The sequence below is a fragment of the Streptomyces sp. NPDC014870 genome (assembly GCF_043081505.1).
GTDB lineage: Bacteria > Actinomycetota > Actinomycetes > Streptomycetales > Streptomycetaceae > Streptomyces.
Genome location: NZ_JBIBWQ010000006.1, coordinates 128571 through 144217, shown reverse-complemented (window position 1 = coordinate 144217; position 15647 = coordinate 128571). Strand labels below are relative to the sequence as shown.

General features: G+C 72.7%; 13 protein-coding genes. 4 read left to right on the top strand and 9 right to left on the bottom strand.

What is annotated here, in order from left to right:
* Positions 1 to 27 precede the first annotated feature (27 nt).
* From ACF09C_RS18625 to ACF09C_RS18595, 7 genes are all read right to left on the bottom strand, one after another.
* Positions 28 to 1008 carry an N-acetylglucosamine kinase gene (locus ACF09C_RS18625; RefSeq protein ID WP_392092987.1) on the bottom strand — a complete coding sequence of 327 codons (981 nt, stop codon included), beginning with the start codon at positions 1006 to 1008 and terminating at the stop codon, positions 28 to 30.
* Entirely contained in the window at positions 1005 to 2312 is a 1308-nt protein-coding gene (locus tag ACF09C_RS18620; protein ID WP_392092511.1) for a 6-phospho-beta-glucosidase, read from the bottom strand. Before ACF09C_RS18620 ends, ACF09C_RS18625 begins: the two co-directional genes overlap by 4 nt.
* A 9-nt stretch (positions 2313 to 2321) precedes the next feature.
* Positions 2322 to 3218, bottom strand: a complete 897-nt coding sequence (locus ACF09C_RS18615; protein WP_392092510.1) for a carbohydrate ABC transporter permease — start codon at positions 3216 to 3218, stop codon at positions 2322 to 2324.
* A 2-nt stretch (positions 3219 to 3220) separates the two neighbouring features.
* Positions 3221 to 4186, bottom strand: coding sequence for a carbohydrate ABC transporter permease (locus tag ACF09C_RS18610; protein ID WP_392092509.1), 966 nt, complete (start codon positions 4184 to 4186; stop codon positions 3221 to 3223).
* A 19-nt stretch (positions 4187 to 4205) separates the two neighbouring features.
* Positions 4206 to 5543: an ABC transporter substrate-binding protein gene (locus ACF09C_RS18605; RefSeq protein ID WP_392092508.1), complete on the bottom strand. Its 1338-nt coding sequence runs from the start codon at positions 5541 to 5543 to the stop codon at positions 4206 to 4208.
* A 107-nt stretch (positions 5544 to 5650) separates the two neighbouring features.
* On the bottom strand, positions 5651 to 6868 hold the full coding sequence (locus ACF09C_RS18600) for an ROK family protein (RefSeq protein WP_392092507.1): 1218 nt from the start codon (positions 6866 to 6868) through the stop codon (positions 5651 to 5653).
* Positions 6869 to 7040: 172 nt separating this feature from the next.
* Positions 7041 to 8102, bottom strand: a complete 1062-nt coding sequence (locus ACF09C_RS18595; protein ID WP_392092506.1) for a mechanosensitive ion channel family protein — start codon at positions 8100 to 8102, stop codon at positions 7041 to 7043.
* 246 nt (positions 8103 to 8348) lie between these two features.
* Between ACF09C_RS18595 and ACF09C_RS18590 the strand changes: the two genes are divergently transcribed.
* Entirely contained in the window at positions 8349 to 8912 is a 564-nt protein-coding gene (locus tag ACF09C_RS18590; RefSeq protein ID WP_362006681.1) for an HNH endonuclease, read from the top strand.
* 100 nt (positions 8913 to 9012) lie between these two features.
* On the opposite strand, the gene ACF09C_RS18585 is transcribed toward ACF09C_RS18590, so the two are convergent.
* Positions 9013 to 12120: a beta-N-acetylglucosaminidase domain-containing protein gene (locus ACF09C_RS18585; protein ID WP_392092505.1), complete on the bottom strand. Its 3108-nt coding sequence runs from the start codon at positions 12118 to 12120 to the stop codon at positions 9013 to 9015.
* Between the two features lie 222 nt (positions 12121 to 12342).
* Here ACF09C_RS18585 and ACF09C_RS18580 point away from each other — a divergent pair, with 222 nt between their 5' ends.
* Genes ACF09C_RS18580 through ACF09C_RS18570 form a run of 3 tightly spaced genes read left to right on the top strand, consistent with a single transcriptional unit; the run spans position 12343 to position 14969 of the window.
* Complete coding sequence (locus ACF09C_RS18580; RefSeq protein ID WP_392092985.1) at positions 12343 to 12558, top strand: hypothetical protein; 216 nt, start codon at positions 12343 to 12345, stop codon at positions 12556 to 12558.
* Positions 12559 to 12618: 60 nt separating this feature from the next.
* Positions 12619 to 14712 (top strand): 4-alpha-glucanotransferase, encoded by a 2094-nt coding sequence (gene malQ / locus ACF09C_RS18575; protein ID WP_392092504.1) that lies wholly within the window; start codon positions 12619 to 12621, stop codon positions 14710 to 14712.
* A gap of 20 nt (positions 14713 to 14732) precedes the next feature.
* Positions 14733 to 14969, top strand: coding sequence for a hypothetical protein (locus ACF09C_RS18570; protein WP_260226244.1), 237 nt, complete (start codon positions 14733 to 14735; stop codon positions 14967 to 14969).
* A gap of 99 nt (positions 14970 to 15068) precedes the next feature.
* Here ACF09C_RS18570 and ACF09C_RS18565 read toward each other — a convergent pair whose 3' ends face one another.
* A complete protein-coding gene (locus tag ACF09C_RS18565) occupies positions 15069 to 15605 on the bottom strand; it encodes a MarR family winged helix-turn-helix transcriptional regulator (protein WP_392092983.1) in 537 nt (178 codons plus the stop codon).
* Positions 15606 to 15647: the final 42 nt, after the last annotated feature.

The following is a 15647-nucleotide window of genomic DNA, read 5'->3' as shown; positions in this document are numbered from 1 at the left end:
CCCCGGTGCCACCACGCCTGTGGGACGTCAGGCGTAGTGCTCGCGCAGCCGCGCCACGGCCTCGGGCCCGGCCGCCACGGCGTCCAGGGCGAGGAGCGCCGCGCCCAGCACCGGCGGGGACGTGACCACCCCGATCACGGCCTTCGGCGCCTTGGCCGCGAGGAGTTCGGCGATCCTGCCCTCCAACTCCGGGTGCCGCGCGGCCAGCACGCTGCCACCCAGCATCACCGGCGCCTCCTCGTCGAGCAGTTCGAGCCGCCCGAGCGCGACCGTCGACAGCGCGACGACCTCCTCGGCCAGCCGGTGCACCAGCGAACGGGCGACGGCGTCGCCCTCCGCGCTCGTACGGAACAGCACGGGGGTCAGCTCGTGGCGCCGCTCGAAGGGGATGGTCCCCAGGTGCAGCGCCTCGATCAGCGCGTACATCGTCTCCAAGCCGAAGTGCGCGGGCAGTGACCGTGCCAGGGCCGTCGGCTCGCCGCGTCCGTCCTCCGCCCGGGCGGCGAACCAGAGCGCCTCCTCGGCGAGTCCGCTGCCGCCGCCCCAGTCGCCGGAGATCTTCCCTATCGCGGGGAACCGGGCGGTGCGCCCGTCGGGCAGCATCCCGACGCAGTTGATGCCCGCCCCGCAGACCACGGCGACCCCGCGCGGCTCGTCGAGCCCGGCGCGCAGGATGGCGAAGGTGTCGTTGTACACCCGGACCGAGCGACTCCAGTGCCTGGCGTACAGAGCCCGCTCCAACTCCACCTCCTCCACCGCCAGGTCGGCGTTGGCGAGGCAGGCGGAGACGTGTGCGAAGCCTGGCGGAATCCCCGCCCCGCCCGCGTCCTCCCACGCCCGCCCGACGATCTCCGCGAGCGTGTCGACCGCCGCCTCGACGCCCACGACCGGCGGCTGGAACCCGCCGCCGCGCGCCGAGCCGCGCACGCTGCCGTCCGCGCCCACGACCGCCACGTCGGTCTTGCTGTTGCCCGCGTCGATCGCCAGCAGCGCGCCGTTGAGGTTCACGCCCACGCCAGGTGCTCCCGGTTGTGCGCGACGAGCCGGTCGGTGAGCCCGTCGGCGTAGGCGTGCTGTCCGACCAGCGGGTGCGCGAGCAGTGCCTTGAACACCCGGTCCCGGCCACCCCGAAGCGCCGCCTCCAGAGCCAGGTCCTCGTAGGCGGTGACGTTCGCGATCAGCCCGGCGAACAGCGGGTCGAGCGGGGCGACGGGCAGCGGAACCGGACCGCTCGGCCCGACCGCCGCCTGCACCTCGATGACGGCGTCGTCCGCGAGGAACGGCAGCGTCCCGTTGTTGTACGTGTTGACCACCTGGTACGGCGAGCCTCCCGCGCCGAGGAGCGAGGCCGCCAGGTCCACGGCGGCCTCCGAGTAGAAGGCGCCGCCGCGCTTGGCCAGCAGGGTCGGCTTCTCGTCGAGCGCCGGGTCGCCGTACATCGCGAGCAGTTCCTTCTCCATCGCGGCGACCTCGGCCGCCCGCGAGGGCTTGCTGCCCAGCTCCCGCACGACCTCGTCGTGGGCGTAGAAGTAACGCAGGTAGTACGAGGGGACGACACCGAGGCGGTCCACCACCGACAGCGGCAGGCGCAGGTCCTCGGCGACGGCCTCGCCGTGCTCGGCGAGGAGCCGCGGCAGTACGTTCTCGCCCTCCGGGCCGCCGAGGCGGACGCCGGTCTCCCAGGTCAGGTGGTTGAGGCCGACGTGGTCGAGATGAACCTCGGACGGGGCGACGTCCAGCAGCTTCGCGAACTTCCGCTGGAAGCCGATGGCCACGTTGCACAGGCCGACGGCCTTGTGACCGGCCTGGAGCAGCGCGCGCGTGACGATGCCGACCGGGTTGGTGAAGTCGATGATCCAGGCGTCCGGGTTGGTGCGCCGGACCCGCTCGGCGATGTCGAGGACCACCGGCACGGTCCGCAGCGCCTTGGCGAGACCGCCGGCGCCGGTGGTCTCCTGGCCGACGCAGCCGCACTCCAGCGGCCAGGTCTCGTCCTGGTTCCGGGCGGCCTGTCCGCCGACCCGGAGCTGGAGCAGGACGGCGTCCGCGCCCTCCACACCGGCGTCGACGTCCGAGGTGGTGACGATCTTCCCGTCGTGGCCCTGCCGGGCGAAGATCCGCCGGGCGAGCCCGCCGACCAGTTCGAGCCGGTCGGCGGCCGGGTCGACGAGGACGAGTTCGGTGATGGGCAAGGTGTCGCGCAACCGCGCGAATCCGTCGATCAGTTCGGGGGTGTAGGTGGAGCCGCCCCCCACGACAGCGATCTTTGACGCCCGGGGGTTCGGGGGTTGGCCCCCGATTGACTGCAGCATATCGTTCAGCTAGCCCTTCACTCCGGTCAGTGTGACGCCCTCGACGAACGCCTTCTGGGCGAAGAAGAAGACGAGGATCACGGGGGCCATGACCAGTACGGTCGCGGCCATGGTCAGGTTCCAGTCGGTGTGGTGCGCGCCCTTGAAGGACTCCAGGCCGTAACTCAGCGTGTACATCGCCGGGTTCTCCGAGGTGTAGATCTGCGGCCCGAAGTAGTCGTTCCAGCAGTAGAAGAACTGGAACAGCGCCACGGCGGCGATGCCGGGCTTCGCCATCGGCAGCACGACCTTGAGGAGGGTGCGCAGTTCGCCGCAGCCGTCCAGCTTCGCGGCCTCGATGTACTCGTTCGGGATCGTCAGCAGGAACTGCCGCAGCAGGAAGATCGCGAAGGCGTCACCGAACGCCATCGGAATGATCAGCGGCCACAGGGTGCCGGAGAGGTCCATCTGCTTGGCCCAGAACAGGTACATCGGAATGATGATCACCTGCGGCGGCAGCATCATCATCGAGATGACGAGCAGCAGCGACAGATGCCGGCCCCGGAAGCGGAACTTGGCCAGCGCGTACGCCACCGGGATCGAGGACACCACCACGAGCGCGGTGCCGAGCCCGGCGTACAGCAGGGAGTTCCTCCACCAGTCCAGGAAGCCCGGGGTCTGGAAGACCCGGACGTAGTTGTCCCAGTGCCAGGTGTTCGGGGTCAGGTCGCGGGTCAGCGCCTGCTGGTCGCTCATCAGCGAGGTCAGGAAGACGAAGACGAACGGCAGCACGAAGAACAGGGCCGCGGCTATGCCGAGGGAGTGCACGGCGATCCAGTGCAGCAGCGCCTTGCGGCGCGCCGTCTTCTCGGCGGCGCCAGCGGACGCCTCGCGCACGGGCCGGTCGAGCGTGGAAAGGGAGCTCATGGTCAGTCACCCGAGCCGATCAGTCCGCCCCGCCGGCGCATGAGCAGCGCGGTGAAGGCCATGGAGAGCGCGAACAGGACGAGGGCCACGACGCAGGCCGCGCCGTAGTCGAAGCGGCCGAAGCCGAGGTTGTAGACCAGCTGCGGCAGCGTCAGCGTCGAGTCGTCCGGGTAGCCCGGTTCGAAGGTCTGGCCGGAGCCGCCCATCACGCCGGACGCGACCTTCGCGGCCACGATCGGCTGCGTGTAGTACTGCATCGCGCCGATGATCCCGGTGACGACCGCGAAGAGGACGATCGGCGAGATGTTCGGCAGCGTGACGTAGCGGAACCGCTGCCAGGCCGAGGCCCCGTCCAGCTCCGCCGCCTCGTACTGCTCCTTCGGTACGTCGAGCAGCGCGGCCATGAAGATGACCATCAGGTCCCCGACGCCCCACACGGCGAGGACGGTGAGGGCCGGCTTGGCCCACGCGGTGTCGTTGAACCAGGAGGGCGCGGGGATGCCGACGGCCTCCAGGAGCGAGTTGACCGGCCCCGTGCCCGGGTTGAGCAGGAAGACGAAGGCCAGCGTCGCGGCGACCGGCGGGGCCAGGTACGGCAGGTAGAAGAGGGTGCGGAAGACTCCCGCGCCCAGCTTGATCTTGGTGATGAGCAGGCCGATGCCGAGCCCGAACGCGACCCGGCAGGCGACCATGACGACCGCGAGCCAGAGGGTGTTCTGCATCGCGGGCCAGAACTTCGGCAGGTCGGAGAAGACGTACGTCCAGTTGTCCAGGCCCCGCCAGGTCGGCGGGTTCAGCCCGTCGTACTTCATCAGGGAGAAGTAGACGGTCGAGACGAGCGGGTACGCGAAGAAGACGCTGAAGCCGATCAGCCAGGGCGACATGAACGCCGCGGTGCGAAGCGCGTTGCGTACGCGCTTCGACCGCAGCGCCGCCTGACGCCCGTCGAGGGTGTCGGAGGAGGACATCAGATACCGGTCCCGGGTCCTACTTCGCCTGGGCGATGTCGCGGTCGATCTGGGCGGCCGTGTCCTCGAGGCCCTTCTTCAGGTCCTTGACCTGGCCCTTCTCGTACTTCTGGGCGAAGTCCTGGAAGGTGTCCTGGTACGTCGAGCCGTTCACCGCGCCGTCGGAGGTGGACGACGCGGAGTGCTGGGCGATGTCCAGGAAGACCTTGAAGTTCGCGTCGGCCTTCAGCTTCGGCGACTTCAGCGCCTCCAGGGTGGAGGGGACGTTGCCGATGGCGTTGGCGAACTCCACCACCGCGTCGGTGTCCATGGTCATGTACTTGATGAGTTCCCAGGCCGCGTTCTGCTTCTTGCTCTGCGGCGCGATGCCGATGATCGTGCCGGAGAGGTAGCCCTTGCCGTACTCGGCGACCTCGTCGTCGGCGACCGGCAGCGGCGCGACGCCGACCTCGAAGCCGACCTTGGCCTCCTTGATGAAGTTCAGCCGCCACTCGCCGTCCAGCTGCATGGCGACCTGGCCGGTGTGGAAGGGGTGCTTCGCGCCCCACTCGTCACCGAAGGTGGTGCGGTACTTGTCCAGCTTCGCGAACCCGCCCAGTCCGTCGACCAGCGACTTCTGGTAGGTCAGCATCTCGGCGAAGCCGGGGTCCTTGGCGAGGAGCGACTTGCCGCTCTCGTCGAAGTACGTGTGGTTCCACTGCGACATGTAGTGGGAGGGGACGGTCTCGTAGCCGAGGTAGTTCGGCATGAAGCCGAGCTGCTCGTAGCTGTCGCCCTTCTCCTTGGTCAGCTTCTTCGCGACCTGGGAGAACTCCGACCAGGTCTTCGGCGGGGCGGTGATGCCCGCCGCCTTGAAGGCGTCCTTGTTGTAGTAGAGGCCGTACGCGTCGGAGAGCAGCGGCAGGGAGCAGCGCTTGCCCTCGAACTGGGTGTAGTTCTGCAGGACCTTGGAGAAGGTCTTGTCCAGGTCGACCTTGTCCTTCTCCAGGAAGGGCTTGAGGTCGGCGAACGAGCCGGTGTGGCAGAACTTGCCGACGTTCGACGTGGTGAAGGAGGCGGCCACGTCCGGACCGTTCGAACCGCCCGCGCGCAGCGCCTGGCTGAGCTTGTCGTCGTTGATGTTGCCGACGACCTTCACCTTGATGTTCGGGTGGGCCTTCTCGAAGCGGGCGACGTTCTCCTGGATCGCCTTGACCTCCGAGGGGGCCGACCAGCCGTGCCAGAAGGTGATCGTGGTCTGCGCGTTCGGGTCGTCGCCCGCCTTGTTGTCCGCCGAGCCGGTACAGGCCGAGGCGAGGAGGGCGACGGAGGCGGTGGCGGCGAGCGCGACGGCGGCTCTGCGCGTGCGTGCGGGCATGACGAGGACTCCCTGGGGCGGACGGAGCGGAACTGAGGGGGCAAGGGAAGTGCTGGCTTTTCTCGGTGACGCGGTGACGCGGTGGCTCGGTTGCTGTGTGGTCCGGCCTACCGGGACGTGTCGAAGACCTCGTCGCGGGTGGTCGCGAGGGCGCTCTCGAGGGCCCCGCGCAGGACCGGGTCCCGGTCCACGTCGGCGAGGACGAGCCGGGGGCGGGAGGCGGCGAGCTCGGCCAGTTCGGACTGGACGCGCTCGCGCAGGGGCTCCCCGCCGGCGGCGATCACGCCACCGGAGAGGACGACGAGTTCGGGGTCGAGTACGGCGACCAGGGAGGCGAGACCGGTGGCGAGGCGCTCGGCGTACTGGTCGAGCAGCGCCGCGTACCGGGGGTCGTCGCCGTGCTGGGCGGCGGCGTGGCCGAGCAGCCGGGTCGCGGTGGACACGTACGGCTGCTCTGCGGTCTCGATGCCCAGGGACCGGGCGATCCTGGGGACGGACTGGACGCCGGCGAGCTCCTGGAAGCCGCCGGAGTTGGCCTTGGTGACCTGCCGTACGAGCGGGGTGCCGGGCACGGGCAGGAAGCCGACCTCGCCGGCGCCGCCGGTGAAGCCGCGGTGGAGCCGGCCGCCGAGGACGAGGGCGGCGCCGAGGCCCTCCTCGTTCCACAGCAGCACGAAGTCCTCGTGGCCGCGGGCGGCGCCCAGGCGCTGCTCGGCGACGGCCACCAGGTTGACGTCGTTCTCGTACTCGAACGGCATCGGCAGTACGGCCGCCAGCTCCTCCAGGAGCGTGGGGGAGTGCCAGCCGGGCAGGTGGGAGGCGTACCGCAGGCGGCCGGTGGCCGGGTCGAAGGCGCCGGGGGTGCCGATGACGAGCCGGTGCACGTCGGCGCGGGTGATCCCGGCGTCCTTGACGGCGCCGTCGAGGGCGGTGGTGACCTGGCGGACGACGCCTCCGTCGGGGCCGCGGCCGGGGGTGGGCAGCTCGAACTCGCCGACGACGGTGCCGGTGATGTCGGCGACGGCGGCCCGGATCCGGTGCGGGCTGGCGTCGATGCCGGCGGCGAAGGCGGCCCGGGCGTTCACCGCGTACAGCTGCGCGCTCGGTCCCGGCCGGCCCGCGGTGGTGCCGGTGGCGACGACGAGTCCGGCGGCCTCCAGACGGGCAAGGAGCTGGGAGGCGGTCGGCTTCGACAGGCCGGTGAGCTTGCCGATCCGGGTGCGGGACAGGGCGCCGTGCTCCAGGAGCAGGTCGAGGGCGGCGCGGTCGTTCATGGCCCGCAGGACGCGCGGGGTGCCGGGGGTGCCCGGGGTCGTACCGGCCATCGCGACGCACCGCCTCTCTGCACATGAGGTGCACTGTTAGGAAAGTTTCCTATTCGGTGGGAGGACCGTAGGGCGGGCGTCGCCGGGGCGTCAATACCCGGGAACGCACGGAGCCCCCGAAGGCAACCAAAGCGTTACCTGGGGGGCTCCGTGCGATGACGTACGGGGTGGGCTACTTGGTCAGGTCCGGCTTGGGGAGCGGGCTTGCCGCCATGCCCTGCGGGGACGTCGCCGAGGCGAAGGCCGAGGGCGCCGCCATGCCGGCCGTGGGGTCGGCAGGGGAGTCCTCCGCCTGCAGCGGGAGGCCGCCGACGATCCGGATGCCGGCCTCGTCCAGGCCCCGCTTGATCCGCCAGCGCAGCTCGCGCTCCACGCCCAGCGCCTTGCCCGGCATGGTCTTCGCCGAGACCCGCACGGTCATGGAGTCGATCAGCACCTCGGTGAGGCCGAGGATCTCCACCGGACCCCACAGCCGCTCGTTCCACGGCTCTTCCTTCGCCATGGACGCCGTCGCCTCGTCGATCACCGACTTCACCCGGTCCAGGTCCTCCGTCGGGCGGACCGTCACGTCGACCCCGGCCGTGGCCCAGCCCTGGCTCAGGTTGCCGATCCGCTTGATCTCGCCGTTGCGGACGTACCAGATCTCCCCGTCGACGCCGCGCAGCTTCGTCACGCGCAGACCGACCTCGATGACCTCGCCCGAGGCCACCCCGGCGTCCACCGAGTCACCGACGCCGTACTGGTCCTCCAGGATCATGAAGACACCGGAGAGGAAGTCCGTCACCAGGTTCCGCGCGCCGAAACCGATCGCCACACCGGCGACACCCGCCGAGGCGAGCAGCGGCGCCAGGTCGATCTGGAACGCGCCGAGGATCATCAGCCCCGCCGTGCCCAGGATCAGGAACGACGCGACCGAGCGGAGCACCGAGCCGATCGCCTCCGACCGCTGGCGCCGCCGCTCGGCGTTGACCAGGAGGCCGCCGAGCGCGGTGCCCTCCACGGCCTGCGCGGAGCGGTTCATCCGCTCTATCAGCTTCGTCAGGGCCCGCCGGATCGCCATCCGCAGCAGCAGCGCGACGACCAGGATGAGCAGGATCCGCAGGCCGGTGTTCAGCCAGGTGGACCAGTTCTCCTCCACCCAGCCCGCGGCGTTCGTCGCCTTCTCCGCGGCCTCGTCGAGGGTGACGGGCACCCTCTGCGGATCGTCGGCGGTCGACAAGGCGGACCAGGACACGGGGAACCTCCAGGCGTGGCGTACGCGAGCATCCACACTAACGGGGCACAAGGAGTGCTCCTGTTGTGCTGTTCGAGGGAGAGACCGACCTCACGCGGGGATGTACCCGGAGACGATGCCGATGTGGTCGAGAACACTCCAAGCCCGTTACGGGTACGTGGTGGCGCTCCGACCAGGCATGAGGAGAGACTGAGAGCAGTTCGTCCCGGCGCGAGCCACGCGCCGCCGGCGTATTAGGAGGCATCCGTGCCGCATGTCCTGGTCCTCAACGCGTCGTACGAGCCCCTCGGCGTCGTACCGCTCCGCCGCGCGCTCGTCCTCGTCCTCGAGAACAAGGCACTCTGCCTCGAGGAGTCCGGCGCCTTCCTGCACAGCGAGACCCGCGTCATCCCCGCACCCAGTGTGGTCCGGCTGAAGCGGTTCGTGCGGGTCCCCTACCGGGGGCCCGTTCCTCTGACCCGCAGAGCCCTCTTCGCCCGTGACGGCGGGCGTTGCATGTACTGCGGTGGCGTCGCAACCAGCGTCGACCACGTCATTCCGCGCAGCCGCGGGGGTACGCACGCCTGGGAGAACGTCGTGGCGGCCTGCCGCCGCTGCAACCACGTCAAGGCCGACCGGCACCTGCACGACCTGGGCTGGCGGCTGCGCCATCAGCCCGCCCCGCCCAGTGGCCTGGCCTGGCGGATCATCGGGACCGGACATCGGGACCCACGCTGGCTGCCGTACTTGCAGCCGTACGGCGCGGACGACGTGATGGCCCGGATCGACGCCGTCTCCACCGCCCCCACGGGGGCCGTGAAGGCGGGTTGAGCCGGGCCTTCGTCGTCCGTGCACGGTCCGCACGTCCCAGGGGCGCCTCGCCGAGGCGCCCCTGCTCGTACGGGTGTCCCCGGGCGTACCGGGGCTCCCGCTACGGCGGCCCGGGCCGCTCCGGCGGTTCCGTGCCGGCCGGGGGCTCGGGGGTCTCCGGGGCGGCCGGAGGGGCCACCGCGTACGTCTCCACCGACCAGAGGGAGTAGCCGTACTGCGTCGCCCGCGCGTCGCCCTGCACCCGCAGGAAGCGGGTGTCGGCCGCGTCCATGCGGACGCTCTCGCGGCCGCCCCGGCCGTCGGCGACCGTGGCCGCCGTGCGCCAGGTGCGGCCGTCGGGAGAGACCTGGATGCGGTAGCGGGTGGCGTACGCGTCCTGCCAGTGCAGGACCACCTGTCCTATCCGGGCCGGGTCCGCCAGCTCCAGCTGCCACCAGGCGCCGTCCTCGGCCGGGGAGGACCAGCGGGTGGCCGGATCGCCGTCCAGGGCCGAGACCGCGGGGAAGTCCGGCGTCTCGTCACCGGACGACGAGGCCGTCGCCGTGCGCGCCAGGTCCGGGCCCGCCGTGCGCGGGAACGCGCGGACCGTCAGGACCCGCTCCTCGCCCGCGAAGGAGACCGGCACCACGTACTCGCCCACAGGCAGGTCCGGGGCCACCGACACCTCGAGCGGCACCGTCGCGCGCGTGCCGCGCGGAATCCGGGCCTCCGCGGGCAGTCGCACCTGGATGCCCCGGGGCGCCCGCGCCGTCAGCGCCCCGCGCACCTCGTCGGTGGACCGGCCCACCAGCCGGACGTCCACCCGCTGCGCGGGCCCGCCGATCTCGACGTCCGTCGCGGAGCGGGCCAGCTCGAGCTCGGCGCGCGGCTCGTCCGCGAACCACGGCACCAGGGAGCGCACCTTCGGGGCGGCGTGTCCGGCCGCGCCGTCCCAGACGATCCGGACGGCCTCCGCGCGCAGCCCCTTCACGTCCGTCTGGGTCCAGCCGGTCGGGGAGACCGGGCCGAGCGCCCGCCAGCCCTCGCCGGGCACGTACGCCTCCACGCGCGCGGAGTCGCCCGAACCGGGCTCCGTCATCACGGTCACCGTGTCCACGGGCCGCGAGCGGTCCAGCCGCAGGGTGTACGCGTCCGGTGCCACGGCCACCTCGGCGGGCCGGCCCCCGGTCCGCTTCTCGCGGTCGGCGCCCGTCCAGGCGGAGGCCTCCGTCACCGCGCGCGTGAGGAAGGGGTCGAGGACGCCGGTGCCGACGGTCGCCCCGCTCGCCCTCGCCGCCTCGCGCAGCGGTTCCAGACGCAGCTGCGCCTGCCAGGCCTCCGCGCCGTCGCCGCGGCCCTGGGCGAGCAGCATGTCGACGGCGGTCTCGCCCGCGAGGCCGTAGCGCGACAGCTGCTCCAGCCACGGGCCGACCTCGTCGTCCAGGGTCCCGTCGGCGGTCGCCGCGAGGCGGCGCGGGGCCTCCCGCATCACGGTGAACGCCGCGCGCAGCTCGCGCGCCGCCTTCTCCCGTACCGCCCGGTCCTGGGACGTACGGGTCGTCCAGAAGGCGGTCATCAGCGGCTTCAGGTACGTCGACTCGCCCGCCGGGTCGAGCAGCGAGGAGGCGTCGTTGCCGGCCAGCGCCCGCAGGGCCTCGCGGGCGGCCGGGTCGGGTCCCGCCAGGTCGTCGACGGCGGCCCGCCAGGACTCCTGGGGCCGGTAACCCTTCGGGTTCCAGGCGTAGTCGGCGGCGGTGAAGAGCGGGACGCGGGAGGCCGCGGGCTGCTCCATGGCGTTGGCGAGGAACGCGGCCGAACCGGCCGCCACGGCCGGCTCGCGGCCCAGGGAGGGGCCGAGGAACAGCCGGTCCTGGGCGTAGTCGTTGACGGGGTAGTTGTCCATCGTGACCAGCGGGTGGCCCAGTGCCTGGCGGGCGCCGGCCAGGTCGCGTCCTGTGATGGCGCGCGGGACGGCGCCGACGCCCGTCCAGGCGACCTGCACCCCGGTGTCGAGACCCGCGCCGAGGGCCGTGCGGTAGGCGGTCGCGCCGTCCTGGTAGTACTCCGTCGGCATCAGCGAGAGCGGCTCCGCCTCCGGGTACCGCTCGGCCAGGTGCCGGGCCACCGCGTTCGCCACGCGCGCGTGGGCGGTCGCGCCCGCCTCGGGGCCGCGTCCGAAGGTGTCCCTGTCCTTCGAGCAGTGCCACTCGCTGTAGCTGACGTCCTGGAACTGGAGCTGGAAGGAGCGCACACCCAGCGCCCACATCGCGTCGATCTTGCGGGTCAGCGCCTTCAGGTCGGCGTCCGACGCCAGGCACATGGACTGGGCGGGCGCCACGGCCCAGGCGAGGGTCACGTGGTTGGCGCGGGCCCGCTCGGCGAGCGCGCGGAACTCGGCGCGCTGCGCGGCGGGGTAGGGGTCGCGCCACTGGGTCTGGCGGTACGCGTCGTCGCCGGGCGCGTAGAGATACCGGTTCTGCTTGGTGCGGCCCATGAAGTCGAGCTGGGCGAGTCGCTGTTCATGGCTCCAGGGGCGGCCGTAGAAGCCCTCGGTGAGGCCGCGCACGGCGGTGGCGGGCCAGTCGCGGACGACGACGCCGGGGATCGCCCGGTCCTCCCCGCCGCGTCCCCCGACTCCCTCGACCCCCTTGACTCCCTCGACTCCTTCGACCCCCTTGACTCCCTCGACTCCTTCGACCCCCTTGACTCCCTCGATGAGCTGACGGAGCGTCTGGACGCCGTGGAAGAGACCGTCCGGACCGACGCCGTCCAGGGCGACCGTGTCCCGGCCGTCCACCCGGCCCGTCGCGAGCCGGTAGCCGCCGCGCGGCAGATCGCCCCGGTCGGCCACGCGCAGCGCCCGCAGGGCCCCCTGGGAGGCCGCGGAGCCCACGCGGAAGACCGTCCCGCCGCCCGGCAGGGTGGTGTGGACCGTCCCCACGCCCGCCGTCCGCAGCACCTCGCGGAGCGCGGCGACCGCGTACGGGTCGGCGTCAGGGGCCGCGAGCAGCGTCACCTCGCCGCCGAGCCGCACGGACTGGCCCGCGGTCCGCAGGGACTGCGGGCGCGGCCACACGGCCGGCTCGGCCGGACTCTGCGGCACGTCGGGGGTGGTGACGGGGGAGACCGGGGCGGCCTGGGCCGCTCCGGGGACACCGCCGCCGAGGAGCCCGCCGATCACGGCCGCGGCCACGGCTGTCGCCGTCCGCTTCCTGCGCCCGAGGTGCACGCCGAACTCCTCTCCGCTCCCCCATTTGGTCACGAGTGGGTCACGAGCCCACCACCCGTACGGCGGAGGTGTCAACGTGCGTGGCCGAAGTGCCCGGTTTGCCCGCCGGGCTTTCGGCGAGGTGGCGCCGCCGCGCCAACTTCCGCCGGTAAAACGGGGTGCGGTGGGTAGGGCTTGGTCGTTCCACCTGTCGAGACGAAACCGGGAGTACCCCCCGTGACCATGACCACCCCCCACCTCGCCGAGATACCGGTACCGAAACAGGGCCCGCTGACCAGCGAGCCGCCCCTCGCCGACACCGCGCCGCTGACCAGCGAACCGCCGCTCGCCGACACCGCGCCCCTCACCAGCGAACCGCCCCTGACCCAGGCGGCCCCGCTCACCAGCGAACCCACCGCCCCCTGGACCTCGGGCGGCACGGAGTCCCCCGTGATGTGACGCGGGGAAGCCGGGCCGCCCGGGGAGGCCCACCAGCGACCCAGACCTCTGGAGTGTGAAGTGACCCTGGCCCGCCTCGCCGCCCTCCACGGCGTCGCCACCGCGTACGAGCCGTCCGAGGGCGTCACCGTCCAGGTGCCCGACGCCACGGTCGTGGCCGTGCTCGCGGCCCTCGACGTCGACGCCGGTACGCCGGAGGCGGTCGCCGCCGCCCTGGAAGCCGCCCGGCGGGGCGCGGAGGCACGGCTGCTCCCGCCGACGCTGGTGCGGTGGCAGGACGGCCCCCCCCGGCTCCCGGAGGGCCTGCCGCCCGGCACCCGGCTCCGCGTGACGACCGAGTCGGGCGGGACGGTGGAGGGCGCGGAAGGCGCGGCCTGGGACGCGCTGCCGCTCGGGGTCCACCGGATCGAGGCGCTGGCCCCCGACGGGCGGCGCGACACCGGCACGCTGATCGTGGCCCCCGCGCGCGTGCCCCGGCCCGAGCGGCGGGTCTTCGGACTGCTCGCCCAGCTGTACTCGGTGCTCTCGGACCGCTCCTGGGGCATGGGCGACCTCGGCGACCTGCGCGAACTCGCCGACTGGGCGGGCCGGACGCACGGCGCGGGCTTCCTCCAGGTGAACCCGCTGCACGCGGGCGTGCCCGGGGCGCCCAGCGACCCGTCCCCGTACCGCCCGTCCTCCCGCCGTTTCGCCGACCCCGTCCATCTGCGGATCGAGGACGTCCCGGAGTACGACTTCGTGGACCCGGTCCACCGCGACCGGCTGGACGCGATCGTCGCCGACGCCGCCGAGCTGCGCGAACGCGTGCTGCGCAAGGGCGCGTTGATCGACCGGGACGCGGTGTGGGAGCTCAAGCGGCGCGCCCTGGAGCTCGTGGCGGCGGTGGAGCTCGGCCCCGGCCGGCGCGCCGCGTACCGCGACTTCCTCGCCGAGCGGGGCCGCGCCCTGGAGGACCACGCCACGTACCAGGCCCTCGCCGAGCGGCACGGCCACCACTGGCGGTCCTGGCCCGAGGAGCTGCGCGATCCGCGCTCGGCCGCGGCGGCCGTCCGCGCCGACGAGGAGCTGACGGCCCGGGTCGACTTCCACTGCAGGCTCGCCTGGCTGACGGACGACCAGCTGGCCGCCGCGAGCACGGCCGCGCGGGAGGCCGGGATGGCGGTCGGGATCGTCCACGACCTCGCGGTCGGCGTCCACCCCGACGGCTCCGACACCTGGGCGCTCCAGGACGCGTTCGCCGCGGGGATGTCCGTGGGCGCCCCGCCGGACGCCTTCAACTCGCGCGGCCAGGACTGGGGCCTGCCGCCGTGGCGCCCCGACGCCCTCGCCGCCTCCGGCTACGCCCCGTACCGCGGTCTCCTGCGGGAGCTGCTGCGGCACTCGGGCGCGCTGCGGCTCGACCACGTCATGGGGCTGTTCCGGCTCTGGTGGGTCCCCGAGGGCCGCGAACCGACCGAGGGCACCTATGTCCGGTACGACGCCGAGGCGATGCTCGCGGTCCTCGCCCTTGAGGCCCATCGGGCCGGCGCGGTCGTCATCGGCGAGGACCTCGGCACGGTCGAGCCGGGGGTGCGCGAGGCGCTCGCCCGGCGCGGGGTGCTCGGCACCTCCGTGCTCTGGTTCGAACGGGACTGGTCCGGCACGGGCCGCCCGCTGGCTCCCGAGGAGTGGCGCACCGACTGTGTGGCCACGGCCACCACGCACGACCTGCCCTCCACCGCCGCCCGGCTCTCCGGCGACCATGTCGCCCTGCGCCACCGGCTGGGGCTGCTCACCGGTGACCTGGGGCAGGAGCGGGCCCGTGACGCGGCGGAGGCCGCCGAGTGGCTGGCCTGTCTTGAGCGGCTCGGGCTGCTGCCGGAGGGCCCGGGCGACGAGGAGGCCGAGGTCAGGGCTGTCCACCGGTTCCTGCTGCGGACGCCGGCCACGATGGTGGGGGTGTGGCTGCCCGACGCGGTGGGGGACCGGCGGCCCCAGAACCTGCCCGGGACCTGGGACCAGTACCCCAACTGGCGGCTGCCCGTGGCGGGCCCCGAGGGGCAGCCGATGACCCTGGAGGAGGTGGCCGCCTCGCCCCGGGCGCACCGCCTGTTCGAGGTCTTCGGAACCCTGCGGGAGGCCCGTACGGCACCCCCGGACGCGCGCCCGGTTTAGCTGTTCGCTACGTTTGCACCGTGGACAAGAAGAACGCCCTGCGCGCCGGTGCTGTCGCGGCCGGTACGACGCTGATGATGCTGCTCATGTCGTCCCCCGCGCTCGCGCTGACCCGCGACGACGGTGACGACCCGGCCCCCAAGCTGAGTGTCGTGGAGACCCTCGGCCTGTTCGTGGCCGCGCCGATCGTGCTGTTCCTGGTGATCGCCGGTCTCGTGATGGTGCTCGACAAGTCCGACAGGCCCAAGAAGGCCTGACGCCCCCTTCACTTCGCGAGGGCGCCGCGCCGGGACGCACGTACCGGCGCGGCGCCCTCGTGTGCGTCCAGGGGTCAGGGTGGCCCCTTCACGCCACCGTCACGTCACTGTCGTGGCCAGGAGCTTGCGGAGCAGGCCCGCCAGCTGCTCCGCCTCCTCGGGCGTGAGCGCGGCCTCCAGCGCCTCCCGCTGCTGTGCGAGCCCGGCGCCGACGGCCTGGTCCACCAGCTCCTTCCCGTGCTCGCTGAGCGTCACCCGTAGCCCGCGCCGGTCGTTCGGATCGGGGCTGCGGCTGAGCAGCCCCGCCTTCTCCAGCTTGTCGAGACGGCCCGTCATCCCACCCGTGGTGATCATCAGGGTCGCGGTCAGCTCGCGCGGCGAGAGGGTGTAGGGCGCTCCCGAGCGGCGCAGGGTCGCCAGGACGTCGAACTCCCCGAGCGACATGCCCCCGTAGGGGGAGTACGCCTTGTCGACGCGGCCGCGCATCGCCGCGGCCAGCCGGTAGATCCGCCCGAAGACGGCCATCGGCAGCGTGTCCAGGTCGGGGCGGACGACCGCCCACTGGTCGGCGATGGCGTCGACGGCGTCGTGCGCGGGTTCTTCGCCTGCTCCGTTAGGGCTGTCCGTCGGATCCATGCGGTCGCTGCTGTCGATGCGGTCCATGGCGGAAGCATCTCA

Bases quoted from the DNA above. Each gene is read 5' to 3' on its own strand.
- ACF09C_RS18565 (WP_392092983.1), bottom strand. From the start codon at position 15,605: ATGGATCCGACGGACAGCCCTAACGGAGCAGGCGAAGAACCCGCGCAC.
- ACF09C_RS18600 (WP_392092507.1), bottom strand. From the start codon at position 6,868: ATGGCCGGTACGACCCCGGGCACCCCCGGCACCCCGCGCGTCCTGCGG.
- ACF09C_RS18580 (WP_392092985.1), top strand. From the start codon at position 12,343: ATGACCACCCCCCACCTCGCCGAGATACCGGTACCGAAACAGGGCCCG.
- ACF09C_RS18605 (WP_392092508.1), bottom strand. From the start codon at position 5,543: ATGCCCGCACGCACGCGCAGAGCCGCCGTCGCGCTCGCCGCCACCGCC.
- ACF09C_RS18610 (WP_392092509.1), bottom strand. From the start codon at position 4,186: ATGTCCTCCTCCGACACCCTCGACGGGCGTCAGGCGGCGCTGCGGTCG.
- ACF09C_RS18620 (WP_392092511.1), bottom strand. From the start codon at position 2,312: ATGCTGCAGTCAATCGGGGGCCAACCCCCGAACCCCCGGGCGTCAAAG.
- ACF09C_RS18615 (WP_392092510.1), bottom strand. From the start codon at position 3,218: ATGAGCTCCCTTTCCACGCTCGACCGGCCCGTGCGCGAGGCGTCCGCT.